Here is a 19,858-nt window from a genome sequence, read left to right on the forward strand (position 1 = left end):
TTGTGTTTCTGAGCTTCGGTGTTTCCTGCTTTTCCGGTTTAAACGATTGTTTTCTTTAACTTGTTTTTCTTTTTTGAAATTATAAAATGCAATCAACACTTATTTTGGTCGACGCCCTGGAGCAGTGGAAACCCTACTACGAGACCGAAAGCCTGATTACAGGAGCCGACTATTTGCAAAACGACGAATTGAGCAAGCAACCGCTGCTGGTTATTAATCTTTGCAGTTCGCACCAATATCATTCCGAAGGATACTATTGTTCGTTGTTGGCTCAGGCCCGCGGGCACAAGGTGTTACCCGATGTGGATGTGTTAAACCGGATCGATAACGGGGCCCTCACCCGCATGGACGATTTGTTGCAGAAGCTTTGCTACAAATGGATGCAGGCAACAAATCCGGCAGCCGAATCCTTCGACATCGACATCTACTTTGGCTTAACTCACGAGCCGGAACTGGAAAAGATTGCCCGCTACATTTTCGAACAGCTGCCCTGTCCGCTGATCCGCGTGACACTGGCTAATCGTGCTAAAAACCAAATCGATTCAGTTAAAATACTTGGGTTGCACGAGTTGACTGATGTGCAGGAAGATTTGTTTGCCACGGCTCTCGATAATTTCAACAAAAAGGTCTGGCGGCAACCCCGGCATCACAAAGCCTCGCGCTTCGACCTGGCCATTTTGTACGATCCCGACGAACAATTGCCTCCCAGCAATAAGGGCGCTCTGAACAAGTTTTTGAGCCAGGCCCGTAAGATGAATATCAACGCCGAGCTGATTACCGAGGACGATACGGCTCGTTTGTTGGAGTTTGATGGCTTGTTTATCCGCCAGACAACGGCGCTGAACCACCTTACCTACCGTTTGGCACAGAAGGCTCATCAGGCGGATATGGTGGTGATCGACGACCCGTTGTCGATTATCCGCTGCACCAATAAAGTGTATCTGAAAGAATTGCTCGACCGGGAAGGCATTCCCACGCCCAAGTCGAAATTAATCTTCAAAAACAACCGCGCCAGCTTTGCGGAGGTAACCGCCTGCCTGGGCCAGCCGATCGTGCTGAAGATCCCTGATGGCTCCTTCTCGGTTGGCATGTATAAGGTCAATAATGAACAGGAATATGAGGAAGCCCTGAACGAGCTGTCGCAACAAACTTCCGTATTTCTGGCACAAGAGTTTGTGCCGACTCCTTTCGACTGGCGCATCGGCATTATCAATGGCGAAGCACTGTATGCCTGTAAGTATTTCATGGCGCGCGGGCATTGGCAGATCTATAATCACGAGGGTAAGAAAACCCGGTCGGGAGCCTGGGAGTCGGTGCCTATTGGCAAAGCTCCCAAGCAGGTGGTACGCAGCGCCGTAAAGGCCGCATCGTTGATCGGTAAGGGCTTGTATGGTGTTGATGTGAAAGAGATTGAAGGGAAGTCGTTGGTGATTGAGGTGAATGATAATCCCTCGATCGATCACGGCGTTGAGGACGATATTTTGGGTGACGAGCTGTACCGGCGTATTTTGCGCGAGTTTGTCAGCCGGATGGAACTTAAAGGTCGCCGATAATGGAAGAAAATCAGCTGGTGCCGGCGCAAAAGTCGGATTTGAAAGAGATCTTCGAACTGGAGCAGTTGTGTTTCGATGCCGAAGCATTTACACGCCGGCAGCTGCGTTACCTGCTTTCGCAAGCCAAGGGCTATTTTCTGCTGCGCCGGCAGGAAAGCCGGATAAGTGCGTTCATGATTTTGCTGAAAAAGAAGAATAGCTCGGGGATGCGCCTGTACTCCATTGCTGTCAATCCCCGGTTTCGGGGGCAGGGGCTGGGGCGCATCATGCTGGCCGAAGCCCTGAAAAGAGCCGCGGCCGATGGTTTCAAATACCTGACACTGGAGGTTAGCGAGGAAAATAAACCCGCAGTGACGCTGTATTTGCAGCAGGGATTTGAAGTTTTTGGCGAACGCCGTGCCTACTATAAAAACGGCAGCACCGCCTTGCTGATGCGCAAGGCGGTTGGTAAAAGCCCGGAGCCCCTTCCGAACGGGCTTTAGCCCCTTTGTCATGGGGTGATAGGCTGCGCCGAAGGGGGCAGAGCGGCAGGCTTACATAAATTCGTGAAAAGGAAGTTTCTCCAGGTCGACATTCCCGCCGCTGAGGATTATGCCGATCTTTTTACCGCGAACATCGAGCTTATTCTCCAGAATGGCGGCCAGAGGCACGGCTGCCGAAGGCTCGATAATAATTTTCATACGTTCCCAAATCATGCGCATGGCCCGGACAATGGCTCGCTCCGAGACGGTGACAATCTCATCGGTCTTGCGTTGTATAATGCGGAAGTTCATTTCGCCCACCGAGGTCAGCAAGCCGTCGGCAATGGTTTTGGGGTTCACCGAGGGGATGAGCCGGTGTTCGTGAAACGAGCGGTAGGCATCGTCGGCTCCCTCGGGTTCGGCTGCAATAACCAAGGCTTTGGGGTTGAGCGTACGCGTGGCAATGGCGGTTCCGCTAAGCAGCCCACCACCCCCAATGGGGCACATCACAATGTCGAATAGTCCTTGATCTTCAATCAGCTCTTTGGCTGCTGTTCCCTGTCCGCAAATCACCTCGAAGTTATTGTACGGGTGAATTTCTACGGCTCCGGTTTGGGCGGCAAGCTTGGCCAGGCTTGTTTCGCGGGCTTCCAGTGTTGGTTTGCAAAAGGTGATCTGGCCTCCGTAGCTCTCAACGGCTTGCTTTTTAATCGCGGGTGCAGTCTCGGGCATCACAATGTAGGCCGGGATTCCCCGCATCCGGGCCGCCAGGGCCAGGGCTGCGGCATGGTTGCCCGACGAGTGTGTGCAAACGCCTCGGGCTGCCTGCTGCTCGCTAAGTGCAAAAACGGCATTGCAGGCTCCCCGAAATTTGAAGGCGCCGACTTTCTGCAGGTTTTCACACTTAAAATAGAGCGAACAGTTTAAGATGCTGTTCATGGTTGATGAACTTAAAACCGGCGTGCGATGCACCAACGAGCGGATGCGTTGGTGAGCCTCGGCGATATCGGCAAATTCGGGAAGTTTCATAATCAACGGGTTTACGATTGGGGGAACAGGAGATCTTTCCAAGCATTGTTGAAGCGAAAAGCGGACTTGTTGGCAAGCGCTTTCATTTTTCGCAGTCCCCTGTGCCAGCTTAAAGTTCTTCAATCAGTTGTTTCAGAATTTGGGTCATGTAGGGTTCCGATTTCATGGCCACTTCCTGTACTTCCTCGTGCGAGATTTCCACAATCTCGCCCGGCACACCACTGTCGGTCACAATGGAGATACCGAACACTTTCATGTTCATCTGGCGGGCAACAATCACCTCTGGAACGGTTGACATACCTACTACGTCGCCTCCCAGGATGCGGAACATCTTATATTCGTGTGGTGTTTCGAAGGTTGGTCCCTGCACGCCCACATACACGCCTTCCTTGATTTCAATTTTATTTTTCAGGGCGATGAATTTAGCTTTCTGGCGCAGCTCCTTGCAATAAGCCTGGCTCATGTCGGGGAAGCGGGGGCCCAGTTCATCAATATTCGGGCCGCGTAGCGGGTGCTCCGGAAACATGTTGATGTGGTCGTTGATAATCATCAGGTCGCCAATTTTGAAATCCGGGTTTAGCCCGCCGGTGGCATTGGATACAAATAAGTACTCGATGCCCAGTTTCTTCATCACCCGCACCGGAAAGGTAACTTCCTTCATGTTGTAGCCTTCGTAAAAATGAAAACGACCTTGCATGGCCAGCACCTTTTTACCCCCTAGTTTGCCCGAAATAAGATGTCCGTTATGGCCATCAACTGTTGAAACGGGAAAGTTCGGAATCTGCCCGTAAGGAATTTCCTTCTCAATTTCAATTTCTTTGGCCAGACCGCCCAGACCCGAACCCAGAATGATGCCGATTTCGGGTTGATCACCAATGATTTTGCTGATGTAGTCTGCGGTTGCTTCTATTGTCTTTAACATAGCCCACTATTTTTTTATTAAAACTTTTTCCTTCGCTATCCAGAAAGTGAATTTTTACCGGTATGTAGAAAAGCTTTGCTTTTAGTTCATCGCTCAGTTCCGACGAAAAGCGCAGGCGAACAGCATCTTTCTCGGTTGTCAGCAGATAGCTGTTTTCGGCCTGGTATTTTGCAAAGATATCCTCAATTTGTTTGTAATCGCGTTTTGTAAAGTTATGGTGATCACTAAACACGATTTCGTCCAGAAGGTTTGAGTGTGCCGCCAAATACTTCCGAAATTGTGAGGGGTTGGCGATGCCCGAGAGCATGACTGTTCGCGTTTGGTTTCCATCCATCTCCGGACGCTCGGTAGCCAACTCGGGGAACACCGGCTCGGCCTCGCCATACACCATGGTTGTAAAATACAAGGACTGGTAGGGGCGAAGGTTCACATTTTTCATGATGATGCGCCGGGTGATGGGAGTGATCTCATCGGGACACTTGGTGTAGATAATGATGTTGGCCCGGCGGCGGTGATGAGCCCGCTCGCGCAAACGTCCCATGGGCAGCAGGTGATCTTCTTCAATCGGGCGGTTGTAGTCGATCAGCAGGATGTTGATTCCAGCGGTTACCTTGCGGTGCTGGAAGGCATCGTCGAGCAGGATGACATCGGGATTTTCGTCTTTCATAAGCTGCTGAATGCCGTGTACGCGGTTTTCATCCACCGCCACCGTTACTTCGGGGTATTTGCGTTTTATCTGAAGCGGTTCGTCTCCAACATTTTGCACATCGGAGGTTTCCTGTACTGCAACGAAGCCCTTCGATTTTCGCTTATAGCCACGGCTGAGTGTGGCCACTTTTACATGCTTTTTCAGTAATTCTACCAGGTATTCGGTATGAGGTGTTTTACCGGTTCCGCCAACGGTAATGTTCCCGATGGAAATAACAGGGATTTCAAACTCGGTCGATTTGAAGATTTTCGTATCGTACAGCATATTACGGATGTAAACAATCAAACCGTAGATTAACGATAGCGGATATAAGAGAATTTTTATCATAGCGCACATTTGTTTGGCGAATTTACCAAAATCGAAAGCAATAAAAAGAAGCTAGCTCAATGAGCTAACTTCTTTAGAGGTGTTTTTATTGTTTAAGCACTTGTATCCGTAGTGATTAAAGCTCTGTTTGAGCTCGGCGGATTTTACTCAAATGTAATATCGTAGGGCATACGGGCAAGTATTCCTTTGGTGTTTGCCGTAGCTTTTAGCTGTTGGTAAATTTTATACTGATCGCCCAGTTCTTTCTGCATGAAAAAGCTTTTGGCTTCGCCGGTGAGCTCTTTCACCAGCTCTTCCAGCGGATCGGGCAGTTTGGGCAGCTTGGTAATGCGGTAGTTTTCGAGCTTGGCCATTTGTGCGGCCAGCTTGATGGCGTCATTCACTCCGCCGTAAAGGTCAACCAGACTGCGTTCTTTGGCATCGGTTGAGGCCCACACGCGGCCCTGTCCAACTTCATCAACCTGTTCCTTGGTGATGGAGCGCCCCTCGGCCACCCGGCCGATGAAGGTGTCGTAGCCCCGTTCGATGTAGCTTTGCAGCTTCATCCGTTCGAAGCGGGTCATCGGGCGCGATGTAGCCAATAAATCTGAATTGGCATTGGTGCCCACTGCATCGGTGGTAATCCCCAGTTTGTCGTTGAGCAATTCACCATAGTTGGGGATAACACCAAAGATACCTATGGAGCCGGTGATGGTGGTGCGGTCGGCCATGATGGTGTCGGCAGCGGCGGCAATGTAGTAGCCTCCCGAGGCCGCCACATCGCCCATCGATACGATTAAGGGCTTGGTTTCGCTGGCCAGTTTCACTTCGCGCCAGATAACCTCTGATCCGTAGGCGCTTCCCCCCGGCGAGTTTACGCGCAGCACAATGGCTTTGATCGAGGAGTCGCGGCGTGCTTCGCGGATGGTTCTCGACAACTTGTCGGACTTGATGCCGTCGGTATCTGTTCCGTCAATTTCTCCTTCTGCATAGATCACCGCAATTTTTTCGCGCACAAATTTTCCGGCTTTGGCAGCGGGCACCTTGGCGTATTTCTCAACCCCAATGGCCGGCACATCGTCTTTTTCGGCAATACCGGTCAGTTGTTTCAGCTCGTTAATCAGTTCATCTTTGTAAATCAAGGTGTCAATCAAGCCTTTTGCCGTCAACTCTTCAGCAGGCATAAACAGGGCCACCGAGTCGGCAATCTGGTTAATTTGTTCGGGCGACAGCTTTCGCGATTCGGCAATGGCCTCCACCATTTGCGACCAGATGCTGTTTAAGTAAGTTTTTGTTTGCAGTTTGTTGGCCTCACTCATTTTATCGAGCATATAGGGCTCAACGGCTGCTTTAAACTGCCCGTGACGCACAACCTGCATTTCCACACCGATTTTTTCGAGGGCATGCTTAAAGAACATCCGGTTGGCGCTAAGCCCTTGCAGTTCGAGCATTCCCTGCGGGTTGAGGGCAACCTTGTCGGCCACCGATACCAGGTAATAGGCTTTCTGCGAAAAGGCATCGCCGTAGGCGTAGATAAATTTGCCCGACTCTTTAAAATCAAGCAGAGCGTGGCGGATTTCTTCGAGGGATGCCATTCCCGCACGAATCATTCCCGGGTTTAGATAAATACCCCGGATGTTGTCATCGGTTTTGGCCTTTTCGATGCACTCCAGAATGTCGTCAAGACCCATTTGCCCGGTGCTGCCCATGTAGGGAACGGCGAAACTATCGAACGGATTATCGACGGCTCGTTCAACAATGGCTTTTTTAAAGTCGAGCAGTAAAACGGAGTTTTCTTCGACAACGACCGGTTTATCCGAGAGCGAAATAATGGCCGAGAAGAGACCAATCAGCAGAAAGAATCCGATGATCCCGGCAATCAGAACACCGACAATTGTAGCCAGTGTGTACTTTAAAAAGTTTCTCATAATGATGAAATCTAATTTTGTGTTTGTAGCTTTGCGGCTTCGTATACTATTGGACACGAATTTACTAATTTCATTACATTTTGTTTATAAGATGGCGAAGCTTTTTTTATTGTTAGGTGGAAATTTAGGCGACAAAGAGCAAATTTTTAGCAAAGCTCGGCATCGTTTGCAGGAAGAGTTGGGAGCCATCATTGAAGTTTCGTCGATTTACGAAACCGAACCCTGGGGATTCGACTGTGAAGATTTGTTCTGGAATCAGGTCCTGGTTATCGAGACCAAGCTGTTGCCGGTTGAGGTGTTGAAGTTCACCAAAGCTATTGAGCTGGAGCTGGGGCGCATTCGCAAAGCTGCCCGCTACAGCTCGCGCTTAATCGATATCGATCTGCTCTTTTACGATGACTTGGTGTTTCACGAACCGGATCTGGAACTGCCGCACCCGCGCATGATCGACCGCCGTTTTGTGCTGGAGCCCCTGGCCGAAGTAGCCGCCGACTTTGTCCATCCTGTTTTCAAGCAAAGTATTATCGGTTTGCTGGAAGATTGTTCGGACAGCCTGGCCGTTAAACGCTTGATTGATTAATATTTCTCTCCGTTATTTTAGCGGTCATCTTTTGCATTTTGCCCGCGTTTTGTAACTTTGTGCGCGTTTACACGAAAAACAGAAATTCATTTAAATAATCGAAATACATGGCATTAATTAACGAGAACTATTTGAAGCTGAAAGCCGGATATCTTTTCCCGGAGATTGGCCGTCGCGTGAAAGAATTTACCGATGCAAATCCCGATAAGAAGGTTATCCGGATGGGGATTGGTGACGTAACCCAACCATTAACTCCAACTGTGTTGAAAGCCTTTCACGAAGGGGTTGAAGAAATGGGTAATGCAGCTACCTTCAGAGGTTACGGCCCCGAGCAAGGGTACGATTTCCTGCGCGAGGTTATTGCTACAAAAGCTTACCAGGCCAACGGAATCGATATTAAAGCTGACGACATCATTGTTTCGGACGGTTCGAAATGCGACACCGGAAACATTCAGGAAGTATTTGGCAACGACAATAAAATTGCGATTTGCGACCCGGTTTATCCGGTTTACGCCGATACAACCGTGATGAGCGGTAAAACAGGCGAATGTGCAACAAACGGATACTACTCGGGCATTGTTTATATGCCTTGTACGGAGGCTAACGGATTTATTCCCGAGCTGCCGGCCGAGCGTCCTGATCTGATTTTCCTGTGCTACCCCAATAACCCGACCGGTACGGTAGCCTCGAAAGAAGAGCTGACCAAATGGGTGAACTATGCCCGCGAAAACAAGTGTGTGATCCTGTTCGATGCTGCTTACGAAGCGTTCATCACCGAGCCGGGCATCCCGCGTTCGATCTACGAAATTGAAGGTGCTAAAGAAGTGGCTATCGAGTTCCGCAGTTTCTCAAAAACAGCTGGTTTCACCGGTACCCGTTGTGCCTTTACCGTAATTCCGGAAGAATTGAAAGCCTACGATAAAGACGGAAATGCACATTCAATTAAAAAATTGTGGTTGCGCCGTCACACAACTAAATTTAATGGTGTTTCGTACCCGGTTCAAAAAGCCGCTGCTGCCGTTTATTCCGAAGCAGGTCAAAAAGAAGTGAAAGAAGTGGTTGAGTACTACATGGAAAACGCCCGCATCATGCGCGAAAGCCTGTCGGCTGCCGGTTACACCGTGTTTGGTGGTGTTAACGCACCATACATCTGGGTGAAAACCAAAAGCAACATGAGCTCATGGGATTTCTTCGACAAGGTATTGACGGAAGCCAATGTTGTGGGCACCCCGGGGTCTGGATTTGGTCCTGCCGGTGAAGGTTACTTCCGCTTTTCGGCCTTTGCCGATCGCGAAAATGTGATCGAAGCCATGGAACGCATCAAGAAACTGAGTTAAGCTGCTAAGCGATTAAAGATAGATGAACCCCTTCCGTTTGGTTGGGGTTTTTTGTTTTTGGGGGATCGCCGAGCTGCGAATGACAACAAGATCCCTTAAATGTTGTTAAATCTTGTAAGGAATCGTTTTCGTCTTATCTTAAGCCCTGTGGAAAACTGTATTTTTGTTGTCCTATGCGAATCGTTTTTAGTTTGATCATACTTTGTTGCATTATCCTCCCGGGGCGTGTTTGGGCGCAGGACGATGATGAGCTGATCGATCCGGTGCTGATTTACCTGAAAGCCCGGTTGGTGGATGCCGATGATGGTTCGCCGGTTAGTTATGCTCACATTGTGAATATGCGCACCCGAGGTGGAACAACGACCGATGTGAATGGCTATTTCTCGCTCGAGATGCTCAATGTCGATAGCCTGGGCTTATCGGCCATGGGCTACATGCGCGACTTTGTTCATATTCCGTACAGCTACAATCCGGATAGCGTTCTTCGGGTTTATGCCCGTCCGTTGCGGGTTGCCATTGGCGAGGTAAAAGTAACCGGCGAAGGTAAAAAGGTGAATATGGATGGCGTGGGAACCGGCAAACCCTCTGACTTGGATCCGACCTTGCGCGGCGATGCCTTTAACAAAAAGCCATCGGTGTTGGCAGCCATTTTTTCACCGGCCTCGTTTTTGCAATATCACCTGAGCAAACGCGAAAAGGAAAAACGCAATGTGCGCGCGGCCATGATCAGCGATGCGCAATGGCAGCGACTTTCGAAATATTACAATAAGGATGTGGTGATGGCCATTACCGGCTTAACTTACGCCGAGGCCGACACCTTCATGATCTACTTCAACCAAAAGAATGTGCTGACGGCTCATTCCAACGAATATGACGTGCGCGATGCCATCCTCAAACAATATCTATTGTACCAGCAGGAACAGTTTGACGGTGCGGCAGAGTTGAAGCCGGAGTAGGTAAAAGCTTTTTAACTGAGGGTTTCACTTAAAGTGAAGCCCTCAGTAAACAAGAGAGTGAAGCCCTCAGTAAGCTCAATGCAGCCCTCCGTAAATTAGGCCCAATTCAGTTGCGCGCTTTTTGTTGATCAATTTCCCATCTCGAAGTTCGGCGTAATCGCGGGCAGAGGAAATCTCCCAAAATGTTTCCTGTTCAACCAGACCATCTTTCGTTGGGTTGCCGTGAATGTAGTTAAAGCAAATTTGAGGATACTCTTTTTCAGGAAACGTCAGGTTGAATTGCGTTCCGGTGGCTGTGTTGTACCAATTTCTTGAAAATTCATTGATTTGAGAGATACACATAGCTTTTGTTTGTTTTTGAAAGAGAGAGCCCGTCATTCCTTCTTGAATTTGAATTGCTCTTGTGTACGAGCGTAGCATAATTCCAATAGACTGATTAAGGGTGCGTGTTGTTGGAAAGTTTTCACTTCGAGCCATTCTATCCATACTGGCTTGTGTCATCTCAGATGTATTTACATATACCATCAGATGGAAATGTGTTGGCATAAGGCACCAGGCCAACACATCTGTATAAGGTTGCAGGTAGTCATGTATTTTCTTCAAAAAGAAAAGGTAGTTTCCTCTGGAAAAGAAAATAGGTTGAGAATTATTACCTCTGTTATAAATGTGGTAGATGTGGTTTCGTTCGAAATTCATTGAGTGAGTTTTAGAATGCAAGCAGCTTAAACTACTTCAATTTCTTTCTGAGGGTTTCAGTTTACTGAGGGTTTTTACTCCACTGAGGGTTTCACTTAAAGTTACTGAGGGTTTCACTCAAAGTGAAGCCCTCAGTGGAAACCGTGAAGCCCTCAGTGGAAACCGTGAAGCCCTCAGTAAAGTAAACTCCGCGATGCTCTCCATTAAGGATACCTTTTTTATTCGCATAATTTTCCGACCTTTGTGGCAATTTGACAGCTAGATATGAGAAACATGAAAAACCGGGGACAAGGACGCAACTTCCGCCCGAAATCGCAGCAGGACGAAAAGGCTTTTCAACCTGAAAAAAAGAAATTGAACCTGGTGAAAAAGGGAGACGAAGAAATTCGTTTGAATAAGTATATCGCCAACTCGGGGGTGTGTTCGCGTCGTGAGGCCGACAAGCTGATTGCCGATGGCGAGATTACCGTGAACGGGCAAGTTGTGACCGAGCTGGGTGCCAAGGTGTGCAAGCGCGACGAGGTGCTGTACAAAGGCAAGCCCCTGATGGTGGAAAAGAAGGTGTATCTGTTGTTGAATAAGCCGCGTGGGTTTGTAACAACCCTGGACGATCCGCACGCCGAACATACCGTAATGGAACTGGTGGACAGTGCCTGCGACGAACGGATTTATCCGGTTGGCCGTTTGGATAAAGAAACTTCGGGCGTGCTACTGTTTACCAACGACGGCGAGCTGGCTAAAAAACTGACCCACCCCAGCTACGAAAAGAAAAAAATTTACCACGTTTTTTTGAATGTGGATTTCGATGAAGCACATCTGAGCCAGATTCAACAAGGATTCGAGCTGGAAGATGGTTTCATCAAGGCCGATTCGATCAGCTTTGTCGATTCGGCCGATAAAAAGCAGGTGGGCATCGAAATTCACTCGGGCCGCAACCGCATCGTCCGCCGTATTTTTGCCCACTTTGGCTACAAAGTTGCCCGCCTCGATCGCGTTTACTTTGCGGGTTTAACCAAGAAAAACCTGCCGCGTGGCAACTGGCGATTTCTGACGCCTAAAGAGATTAACTTTTTTAAAATGAGTTAATGTAATCCTACTGCTGTTTTTCGCCCCTAATTAAAAGACCTTGGAGAAAGAATTTGTCAAAATAATCACCGAAAATCAGGGAATCATACACAAGGTGTGCTCTGTTTATTGTGATTCGGAGGAAGATCGCCGCGATCTTTTTCAGGAAATTCTGACTCAATTGTGGAAGTCGTACCCCTCGTTTCGGCAGGAGTCGAAGTTTACCACCTGGATGTACCGGGTGGCCTTAAACACGGCCATTACCAGTTTTAAAAAGACCAAGCGCCAGCCCGATCAAAATGGACTGACCATTGATGGTATGCAGCTGGTGCACGAAGAATACGACCCCACCACCGACGAACAAATGCGCATGCTGCATCAGGCGATAAGCCACCTGAGTGGCATCGAAAAGTCGATTATCCTGCTATATTTGGAGAATAAGAGTTACGAGGAAATTGCCGACATTACCGGAATTACGCAGAATTACGTTCGTGTGAAGATGAACCGCATCAAGCACAAGTTGAAGAAACAGATGAATATTGAGGATTAAGCATGGAACTGGATCAACTAAAAAATGCCTGGAATAAATTTTCCGACAAGCAGGCCAGTCGCCACCGGCTTGATGAGACGGAACTGCGCCGCATGCTGAAACGTCGTACCAACGGGCTGATTGACCGCATTGACCGAAACGTGCGCATTGGCTTTGCCGTGATTGTTGCCTTGGTGCTGTTTTTTCTGATCGATGATTTTTACCTCACACCAACCTTTGCCGACGGAGCCACTGTGCCGGCCTGGATTTACCTGATCGATAGCATAAATACCATCATTTTGGTGGGCACCTTTGGCTTTTTCTGGAACCAATACAAGGAAGCCAAAAAGCACTACTCGCAAAGCAACGACATGCGCCAGGTGCTGAGCGATTCAATTCAGGCGTTAATGAAGTTCCGCCGGCTGTTTTATGGGGCTTTAAGCGTGTTTCTGCTTGTCATTGTGATTTCGGCCCTTGCCGGCTTCTTTGGCAATCCCGATGTGCAGCTTGAAACCATCTGGGCCGAAAGAAATCATGCCGTCCTGTTCACGGGTTTGGCCCTGTTGGTGGCCATTGTTGCGCTTATTTTCCTGGTTTTTCACTGGGGCTTCCGCCGCCTCTACGGTCGCTACATTAAGCAGCTTAAAAATACCCTGGCCGAGTTGGACGAGATTGGCTAAGCTTTACACTTCTTTTCGTTGGAAATAGCCTCGTGTCGTGAGGCGCTTTTGCTGAACAATTGTGGGGCAATTTTGCCAGAACGGATTTGGACTTCCGTTTCGTAGGTCGTTTATGCAGATTCTGAATCGGCGGTTAAAGGTGTCAGGATTACGGATGCTGATGAGCGGGGGTTAATTGAGCGAAATTTCGTTTTCGATCAACTGTAAAATTGAATTAATATCATCCATGAGTGGGCGGTAGTGTGCATTTTCGGTTGCCGAACTGGTGATGATAAACATCAGCAGGTTGTTTTCAAATTCCACTGCGTTTAACAGGCTTAGGTTGCTACGCTGGTTTGTCGATTTGGAAAGCCCAAATTCGCAGTTGGCTCCTGTTTGGTCCAGGATGGTTCTTAAACTGTATTGGTCCGTTCTGAACAGATCCAGAATTTTCTCCCGCTGGGTGCTAAGTTCGCTTTCCTGTCGCGAAACATCTTCGAGCGTCGATATCCAGTTTGTCAATTGAATTCTGAGGCTGGTGTTCGAGATGCCTTTCAAACTTCCGGAACTGATCATTTCGGTTAGCAGCGAATTGTTTGGGTTGAAAGCAATGTCGAACGAAAAGCTATTGTACAGTAGCTCCGAGAAGCGCCGCTCCGTGAGCGTTTGATTCGTATTGGAAATGTGTTCCAATAGCTCAATGGCGCCGTCGTAACTCATTTTGTTCACAGCAATCAGCTCGCCGAGTTTTTCCTTACTGGTCTGAAATTCTTCTTTCAAGCCAAGCAAGTAAATTTGTTCGTTGTTCTTTTGAATCCGTTTTTGATTCAGATTATTAATGGCAAGGGCAATTAGGATTCCTACCACGACAAGAATAATTTCGCCTAATGCGTAGGTCAGATATCTACTAAGTTTTTTGTCGGCAAGTAGTTGTAGCCTGATTTTTTTGAAGAATTTTAACATGGTCTAAGGGTTTGGTTTTGCTTTGCCGCCTTTGGCGAGTAGCCATACGCTCAGGCTCATTTCGCCTAAAATACTGGGGACGGCAACGAATGTTAAAAATGCAATCCGGAACTTGTCGTAGTCGTCCATGGTGAAATGTGCGGTTGTATCAATCATATACATTGCGCCTGCAATTGCCAGGAAGACTGTGATAAACCTGGGTTTGCTTAATATCTTTGCCAGGAGGATCAAGTGGATTCCAAAAAAGAAAAGGCCAATTAGCCAGATGGTGTTGAAGATGTTGATTTGCTTGAGAATCGCTTCGGTGGTTGTCAGGTTTAATACCATTGGAAGCGCAAATGTAGCAACTCCCATAATTACAGCATGCATCATTCGGAACAAGGAACTCAGTGCACCTAATGGGTGTGTTTCGTAAAGTTTATAGAGGGCCCAGGCAACTACAACGTCGAAAGCAACGGTCAGCAGAAAAGCCATTATTCCTAATCGGATAATGAGCTGTTCGTGTTGAACCGCATTTAAGGGATTCTGAATGATGGATTCGAGTGCAAAAAAGTTAGCAAAGACAGCTGCTGCAAAAATCACAATATAGCTTGTGCCTGCGAGTTTAGAAAGCGTTCGTAAGCTCATTTTATGGGTTGTTTTGTTATTGCATATTAACGCTTTTGAGGTGGCGGAGGTTTAGCTTGGCATCCGGTTCGTATCGACTGCTTGGCTTTGTTTAACAGACGCCGGAGTCGGGAGAGGCGATTTCGTGTTAAAAAAAAATGGTGAAAACGTCATTTTTCAGCTGCCGGTCCCGGAAAACTCAGCACCAGAACAATTCCGAACACAGCAACAAGGCCGGTAAAGATGAAGGCTGTTGTTGCTGAGAAATTCCACAACATACCGGTGACCGCAGCGCCTAAAAACGAGCCCATATATTGCAGGCTAACCAGAATGCCGTTTCCTTTTCCGCGTTGGCGGTTGTCGATGCCGCGGTTGGCCAGCATCGGAACAATGGTTGAGATGGCAAAGGTGCCAACGGTAATTAAAATTGTTCCGGCAATAATGGTTGGCAAATTTTCGAACCACAGCAGCCCAAAGCCGACTCCTTCGGTCAGGAACAGCAGGCTGATGGTTGCCCGTGCTTTGCCCTTTTGGCTCAGTTTCGAGAAAACCGGTAACAGAAGCACCGAGCAAAGAATGGCCGGTGTCAGGATGATCCACATCTGTTGGGTTTCGAGCACATCCATCAGCAGCAGAGGAAGCATAAAGAAAAAAGCCATACTCATCAGGTTGTTCGTGGTCAGCATCAAGCCCATGGTTAGGTTCCGGCGGTTAAAAACCGACTTCTGCTTTGCCTTCTCGGCGCTTTTCAATTTGCGCACTTCCGGGTCAACCTGCTTGGTAAACAGCAGCACCCACACAAAGCATACGGCAATTAAGCCCGCTGAAAAGACAAACATCTGGCTTACGCTTAACACAATGTGCACCAACGGACCAATCAGGTACGACAGCATGGTAAAGGTTCCCAACACCGCCCCCAGCCGGGTTAGTTGTTTGTCGCGTTCGTCATCCCCCGCCGCCGACGAAATCCACGAGTAGCCTACCGTAACAATAGCGCCGCTGCCTTGCAGGGCCCGGGCAAAAATCAACCAGTAAATATTGGCGGCATAAGCAGCGGTGAGCAAGCCCGCAATCAGCATCAATAGGCCGGCCAGCATCATCTTTTTGTAACCAATGCGGTCGCTCAGCATACCGAACGGAATTTGTAAAACGGCTTGTGTGAGCCCGAAAATACCCAGCGCATAACCGATTAGCCAGGGAGCTCCTCCTTCCAGATTTAAGGCATAAACCGACAGAAAGGGGATGATGATTAACATTGAAAAAAGACGCATGCCAAGCGTAACGGAAATAATGTTGTCTAAATATTGGGTTGCTTTGCTCATGTTTTTCGTTTAAACACATTGCGGTTTGTGTTTATTGGCAAGTGGCGCAAAGTTAGTAAACATTACACGCTGCCTAAAGTTTCCCGGTTTTTCTTTTCACCAGCGCTACGCGGATGCTCTCCGTGGTTGCCCCTGGTACCAATCGGGATGAAAGAGCTTGAGGCGGAAGGACTGGTTGGCCGGGCAAGGAATCAGTGCAATCAGAAGTGCTCATCAAAATCAGCGTCCCGATGGTTATGGTCTGTATATTTCCTTAAAAATATTAACTTTGTGCCCCGAATTCAGAATCTAATTTTATGAGCGACAGCAGGTATATGGCACGGGGCGTATCGGCCTCGAAAGAGGATGTGCACAACGCCATCAAAAATATTGATAAAGGATTGTTCCCGAAAGCATTCTGCAAAATTATCCCCGATGTGTTGGGGGGCGATGCCGAGTGGTGTAACATTATGCACGCCGATGGTGCCGGTACAAAATCGTCGTTGGCCTACATGTACTGGAAGGAAACCGGCGATGTGTCGGTGTGGAAAGGCATCGCTCAGGATGCACTGATCATGAATATCGACGACCTGTTGTGCGTTGGTGCGGTGGATAACATTCTGTTGTCGTCAACCATTGGTCGTAACAAAAATAAAATTCCGGGTGAGGTGATTGCTGCAATCATCAACGGAACCGACGAGCTGTGCCGCGAGCTGCAGGAAATGGGCGTTGGCGTTTTCCCCACCGGAGGCGAAACCGCCGATGTGGGCGACCTGGTGCGCACCATCATTGTCGATTCAACCGTTACTTGCCGCATGAAGCGCTCCGATGTTATTTCGGCCGACAATATTCAGGCCGGCGATGTCATTGTTGGTTTGGCTTCTTACGGACAAGCTTCGTACGAGAAAGAATACAACGGCGGCATGGGTAGCAACGGACTGACCTCGGCCCGTCACGATGTATTTGCCAATTACCTGTCTGCAAAATATCCCGAAAGCTACGATGCCGAAGTGCCGGCCGAGCTGGTTTACTCGGGAACCAAAAAGCTGACCGAAGCCATCGAAGGTTTAGGCATTGATGCCGGTAAACTGGTGCTTTCGCCAACACGGACCTATGCGCCGGTTATTAAAAAGATCTTGGACGCTCATCGTTCCGAAATTCATGGTATGGTACACTGCTCGGGTGGTGCTCAAACCAAAGTGTTGCACTTTGTTGATGGGGTACACGTTATTAAAGATAACCTGTTCCCGGTTCCTCCGTTATTTAAATTGATTCAGGAAGAGTCGAAAACCGAATGGGCCGAAATGTATAAAGTCTTCAATATGGGACACCGTATGGAGATTTATGTGAAGCCTGAATTGGCGGATGCAATTATCGAAATTTCAAAGTCATTCAATATCGATGCACAAGTGGTTGGTCGGGTTGAGGCGCACGAAGGCAAAAAACTCACCATCAAATCCGAATTCGGAACATTTGAGTATTGAGACGTGAGTCTTGAGTCTTGAGTAACGAGACATGAAACTTGGAACATTAAAACTGAAAATTTGGAACTGATTATATGGCAGATTATTCATTATTAGAAAAATTCGAAAGCATTCAGCATCGCTTCGACGAGGTGGGTCAGCAGATTACCGACCCGGCTACGATGAGCGATATGAAGCGCTATGTGAAGCTGAACCAGGAGTATCGTCGCCTGGAGTCGCTGGTGCAGGCTTTCAAAGAATATAAAAACCTGATCGAAAATATTGAGTCGGGTAAACAAATGTTGGCCGAGGAGAGCGATCCGGATATTCGCGAAATGGCCAAAGAAGAAATTGAACAAAGCGAAGAAGCCATTCCCGCAAAGGAACAGGAAATTAAACTCTTGCTGGTTCCTGCCGATCCGGAAGACTCGAAGAATGCGATCCTTGAAATCCGTGCCGGTACTGGTGGCGACGAAGCTTCAATTTTTGCCGGAGACCTGTTCCGCATGTATTCCAAATACTGCGAAAAGAAGGGCTGGCGCATGGAAGTAACAACCATGAACGAAGGAACATCGGGTGGTTACAAGGAGATTGTGGCAACTGTTACGGGCGAGAATGTTTACGGAATCCTGAAATACGAATCGGGCGTGCACCGGGTACAGCGTGTGCCGCAAACCGAGACGCAGGGACGTGTGCATACATCAGCAGCTTCGGTTGCCGTGTTGCCCGAAGCCGAAGAATTCGATATTGAATTGCGCAACGAGGATATTCGTCGCGACGAGTTCTGTTCGTCAGGCCCCGGTGGACAGTCGGTGAACACCACCTATTCGGCAATTCGTTTGACGCACATTCCTACAGGTATTGTGGTGCAATGCCAGGATCAAAAGTCGAAGCTGAAAAACCTGGATAAGGCAATGATCGAGCTGCGTACCCGTATTTATAATATGGAGCACCAAAAGTATTTGGATGAAATTGCTTCGAAACGGAAAACCATGGTTTCAACCGGCGACCGTTCAGCAAAAATCCGTACCTACAACTGGCCGCAGGGGCGTGTAACGGATCACCGCATCAACCTGACCTTATACAATTTGCAGGCAATTATCAACGGCGATATTGACGAAATTATCGAAAAGCTGCAGTTGGAAGAAAATGCAGAACGTTTGAAAGAAGCTGAAATTTAAATTTATCGGGTGAGGGCCTGACTCCACAAGTCAGACCCTCACTTTGTAACGACCATATTACAATGAACAAAGAACAATTATTCGAGCAAATTAAAGCCAAACGCAGTTTCCTGTGTATTGGTCTGGACACCGATATTCTGAAAATCCCGGCTCACCTGAAAGACACTTCAGACCCGATTTTCGCCTTCAATAAAGAGATTGTCGATGCAACACACGATTTGTGTGTGGCTTATAAACCAAACCTGGCTTTTTACGAAAGCCAGGGAGTTGCCGGCTGGGTGGCTTTGGAAAAAACGGTGAACTACATCCGCGAAAAATATCCCGAGCAGTTCATCATTGCCGATGCCAAGCGTGGCGATATTGGCAATACTTCAAATTTGTATGCCCGTGCATTTTTCGATCACATGGACTTTGATGCGGTCACTGTTGCTCCGTATATGGGTGAAGACTCAGTGAAGCCTTTCATGACTTACCTGGATCGTTGGGTGATTTTGTTGGCTTTAACCTCAAACAAAGGTGCTTTCGACTTTCAATTCCTGAAAGATGAAAAAAGCGGCGATCAGTTGTTTGAGTCTGTGTTGAAAACCTCGCAGAACTGGGGAACAACCGATAATCTGATGTACGTGGTTGGTGCTACCAAGGCTGAAAACCTGGAAGGCATCCGCGAAATTGCGCCGGATCACTTCTTGCTGGTTCCGGGAGTTGGTGCTCAGGGCGGTAGTTTGCAGGAGGTCGCCAAGTACGGTATGAACGAGCATTGTGGTTTGTTGGTAAATTCATCGCGCGCGATTATTTATGCTTCGGCTGAAGAAAACTTTGCTGCAAAAGCTCGCGAAGCAGCTATGGATGTACAAGTTGACATGGAAGAGTTGCTGCTGGAAGCCGACTTGCTTTAAAATGAGTGGCCAAAAGGAGTAAACTCCCTTACAATAAAATATTAGCCCGGGGCTCGTCAGAGTTCCGGGTTTTTTTATTGTTCAGGGAAAGATGATCCGCTTTTAAAGGAAGAAAATCGTAATAAACAGGTATTTTATGGTTAGGCCTAGGGCACTGTAGATAAGTGCCTGGCGTAGCGGATGGCGCAACATGCCGGCGGCACACAGCATAAGCGGTGACGACAGTGGCAATAGGTTGAACAGGAAGATGGCGATGTTGCCGTATTTCTGTATTTCCTCTTCGGCTTTCTGGTAGCGGTGGCGACCAATTAGTTTATTAATAATACGAGCACTCAGCGAGTGGCCGATGTAATAGTCGACCATTTGGGATCCAAGGGCGGTTGTTACAGCAACCACGTTGAGCAGAATAAAACTTAAATCGGAGTGCAGATAATAAATAAATGCCAGCTCCACCGGCATGATCAGGAAAAACAAATAGCCCGAGAAGTTGACGATGCCAAAAGATAGCAGGCTCTCCTTGGTCGCGCCATAAATTTCCCGGCCTATCGTTGCCGAGGCAATGGCGATGGCTACCGCTGCAAAAAATACAACAACAGCCGCTCGGGTGATATGTTGCCTGCTGATATTCACGGGAAAACATTTGCTTTGTATTAAAGTTAGTCGGTTTCATTCAATCGATCATTCGGAACAGACTATTTTTTTATACGCAGCTCCTGCA

At 48.1% G+C, this 19,858-nt stretch carries 20 protein-coding genes; 11 read left to right on the forward strand and 9 right to left on the reverse strand.

Features of this window, described 5'->3' with window-relative positions; genetic code table 11:
* Positions 1-86 precede the first annotated feature (86 nt).
* Together C8N47_RS10430 and C8N47_RS10435 are read left to right on the forward strand one after the other, a co-directional pair.
* Complete coding sequence (locus C8N47_RS10430; protein ID WP_107822498.1) at positions 87-1,553, forward strand: RimK family protein; 1,467 nt, start codon at positions 87-89, stop codon at positions 1,551-1,553.
* Complete coding sequence (locus C8N47_RS10435) at positions 1,553-2,035, forward strand: GNAT family N-acetyltransferase (RefSeq protein ID WP_107822499.1); 483 nt, start codon at positions 1,553-1,555, stop codon at positions 2,033-2,035. The genes C8N47_RS10430 and C8N47_RS10435 overlap by 1 nt, the downstream gene beginning before the upstream one ends.
* Positions 2,036-2,086: 51 nt before the next feature.
* Here the strand turns inward: C8N47_RS10435 and C8N47_RS10440 are convergent, their stop codons facing one another.
* The 4 genes from C8N47_RS10440 to sppA all read right to left on the reverse strand — a co-directional run bounded on the left by C8N47_RS10440 (position 2,087) and on the right by sppA (position 6,908).
* The gene (locus C8N47_RS10440) at positions 2,087-3,043 is read right to left on the reverse strand and encodes a pyridoxal-phosphate dependent enzyme (protein ID WP_107822500.1); all 957 of its coding nucleotides are present in this window, start codon (positions 3,041-3,043) and stop codon (positions 2,087-2,089) included.
* Between the two features lie 109 nt (positions 3,044-3,152).
* Positions 3,153-3,965 (reverse strand): purine-nucleoside phosphorylase, encoded by an 813-nt coding sequence (locus tag C8N47_RS10445; protein WP_107822501.1) that lies wholly within the window; start codon positions 3,963-3,965, stop codon positions 3,153-3,155.
* Entirely contained in the window at positions 3,913-5,001 is a 1,089-nt protein-coding gene (gene lpxK, locus C8N47_RS10450; RefSeq protein ID WP_170111364.1) for a tetraacyldisaccharide 4'-kinase, read from the reverse strand. Before lpxK ends, C8N47_RS10445 begins: the two co-directional genes overlap by 53 nt.
* Positions 5,002-5,144: 143 nt before the next feature.
* Entirely contained in the window at positions 5,145-6,908 is a 1,764-nt protein-coding gene (gene sppA, locus C8N47_RS10455; protein ID WP_107822503.1) for a signal peptide peptidase SppA, read from the reverse strand.
* 91 nt (positions 6,909-6,999) lie between these two features.
* On the opposite strand from sppA, the gene folK reads away from it, so the two are divergent.
* The 3 genes from folK (at position 7,000) to C8N47_RS10470 (ending at position 9,781) form a co-directional block, all read left to right on the forward strand.
* The gene (gene folK, locus C8N47_RS10460) at positions 7,000-7,488 is read left to right on the forward strand and encodes a 2-amino-4-hydroxy-6-hydroxymethyldihydropteridine diphosphokinase (RefSeq protein ID WP_107822504.1); all 489 of its coding nucleotides are present in this window, start codon (positions 7,000-7,002) and stop codon (positions 7,486-7,488) included.
* A 107-nt stretch (positions 7,489-7,595) separates the two neighbouring features.
* On the forward strand, positions 7,596-8,825 hold the full coding sequence (locus C8N47_RS10465; RefSeq protein WP_107822505.1) for an LL-diaminopimelate aminotransferase: 1,230 nt from the start codon (positions 7,596-7,598) through the stop codon (positions 8,823-8,825).
* Positions 8,826-9,016: 191 nt separating this feature from the next.
* A complete protein-coding gene (locus tag C8N47_RS10470) occupies positions 9,017-9,781 on the forward strand; it encodes a carboxypeptidase-like regulatory domain-containing protein (protein ID WP_146161504.1) in 765 nt (254 codons plus the stop codon).
* Between the two features lie 75 nt (positions 9,782-9,856).
* Here the strand turns inward: C8N47_RS10470 and C8N47_RS10475 are convergent, their stop codons facing one another.
* Positions 9,857-10,477: a hypothetical protein gene (locus C8N47_RS10475; RefSeq protein WP_107822507.1), complete on the reverse strand. Its 621-nt coding sequence runs from the start codon at positions 10,475-10,477 to the stop codon at positions 9,857-9,859.
* Positions 10,478-10,741: 264 nt separating this feature from the next.
* Between C8N47_RS10475 and C8N47_RS10480 the strand changes: the two genes are divergently transcribed.
* The 3 genes from C8N47_RS10480 to C8N47_RS10490 are packed head-to-tail and all read left to right on the forward strand — an operon-like array spanning position 10,742 to position 12,751.
* Positions 10,742-11,563, forward strand: a complete 822-nt coding sequence (locus C8N47_RS10480; RefSeq protein WP_107822508.1) for a pseudouridine synthase — start codon at positions 10,742-10,744, stop codon at positions 11,561-11,563.
* A gap of 40 nt (positions 11,564-11,603) precedes the next feature.
* Positions 11,604-12,092, forward strand: coding sequence for an RNA polymerase sigma factor (locus tag C8N47_RS10485; protein WP_107822509.1), 489 nt, complete (start codon positions 11,604-11,606; stop codon positions 12,090-12,092).
* A gap of 2 nt (positions 12,093-12,094) precedes the next feature.
* Positions 12,095-12,751: a hypothetical protein gene (locus tag C8N47_RS10490; protein ID WP_107822510.1), complete on the forward strand. Its 657-nt coding sequence runs from the start codon at positions 12,095-12,097 to the stop codon at positions 12,749-12,751.
* 171 nt (positions 12,752-12,922) lie between these two features.
* Here C8N47_RS10490 and C8N47_RS10495 read toward each other — a convergent pair whose 3' ends face one another.
* The 3 genes from C8N47_RS10495 to C8N47_RS10505 all read right to left on the reverse strand — a co-directional run bounded on the left by C8N47_RS10495 (position 12,923) and on the right by C8N47_RS10505 (position 15,621).
* Complete coding sequence (locus tag C8N47_RS10495; protein WP_107822511.1) at positions 12,923-13,693, reverse strand: DUF6090 family protein; 771 nt, start codon at positions 13,691-13,693, stop codon at positions 12,923-12,925.
* 3 nt (positions 13,694-13,696) lie between these two features.
* Entirely contained in the window at positions 13,697-14,320 is a 624-nt protein-coding gene (locus C8N47_RS10500) for a DUF4386 domain-containing protein (protein ID WP_107822512.1), read from the reverse strand.
* 149 nt (positions 14,321-14,469) lie between these two features.
* Positions 14,470-15,621, reverse strand: coding sequence for an MFS transporter (locus C8N47_RS10505; RefSeq protein ID WP_107822513.1), 1,152 nt, complete (start codon positions 15,619-15,621; stop codon positions 14,470-14,472).
* A gap of 296 nt (positions 15,622-15,917) precedes the next feature.
* Here C8N47_RS10505 and C8N47_RS10510 point away from each other — a divergent pair, with 296 nt between their 5' ends.
* The 3 genes from C8N47_RS10510 (at position 15,918) to pyrF (ending at position 19,140) form a co-directional block, all read left to right on the forward strand.
* Entirely contained in the window at positions 15,918-17,084 is a 1,167-nt protein-coding gene (locus C8N47_RS10510; RefSeq protein WP_107822514.1) for an AIR synthase related protein, read from the forward strand.
* 74 nt (positions 17,085-17,158) lie between these two features.
* Positions 17,159-18,244, forward strand: coding sequence for a peptide chain release factor 1 (gene prfA, locus C8N47_RS10515; protein WP_107822515.1), 1,086 nt, complete (start codon positions 17,159-17,161; stop codon positions 18,242-18,244).
* Positions 18,245-18,306: 62 nt separating this feature from the next.
* On the forward strand, positions 18,307-19,140 hold the full coding sequence (gene pyrF, locus C8N47_RS10520) for an orotidine-5'-phosphate decarboxylase (protein ID WP_107822516.1): 834 nt from the start codon (positions 18,307-18,309) through the stop codon (positions 19,138-19,140).
* A 102-nt stretch (positions 19,141-19,242) separates the two neighbouring features.
* Here the strand turns inward: pyrF and C8N47_RS10525 are convergent, their stop codons facing one another.
* Positions 19,243-19,770: a VTT domain-containing protein gene (locus C8N47_RS10525; RefSeq protein ID WP_146161505.1), complete on the reverse strand. Its 528-nt coding sequence runs from the start codon at positions 19,768-19,770 to the stop codon at positions 19,243-19,245.
* Positions 19,771-19,858 lie beyond the last annotated feature (88 nt).

Source organism: Mangrovibacterium marinum (genome assembly GCF_003046625.1).
GTDB lineage: Bacteria > Bacteroidota > Bacteroidia > Bacteroidales > Prolixibacteraceae > Mangrovibacterium > Mangrovibacterium marinum.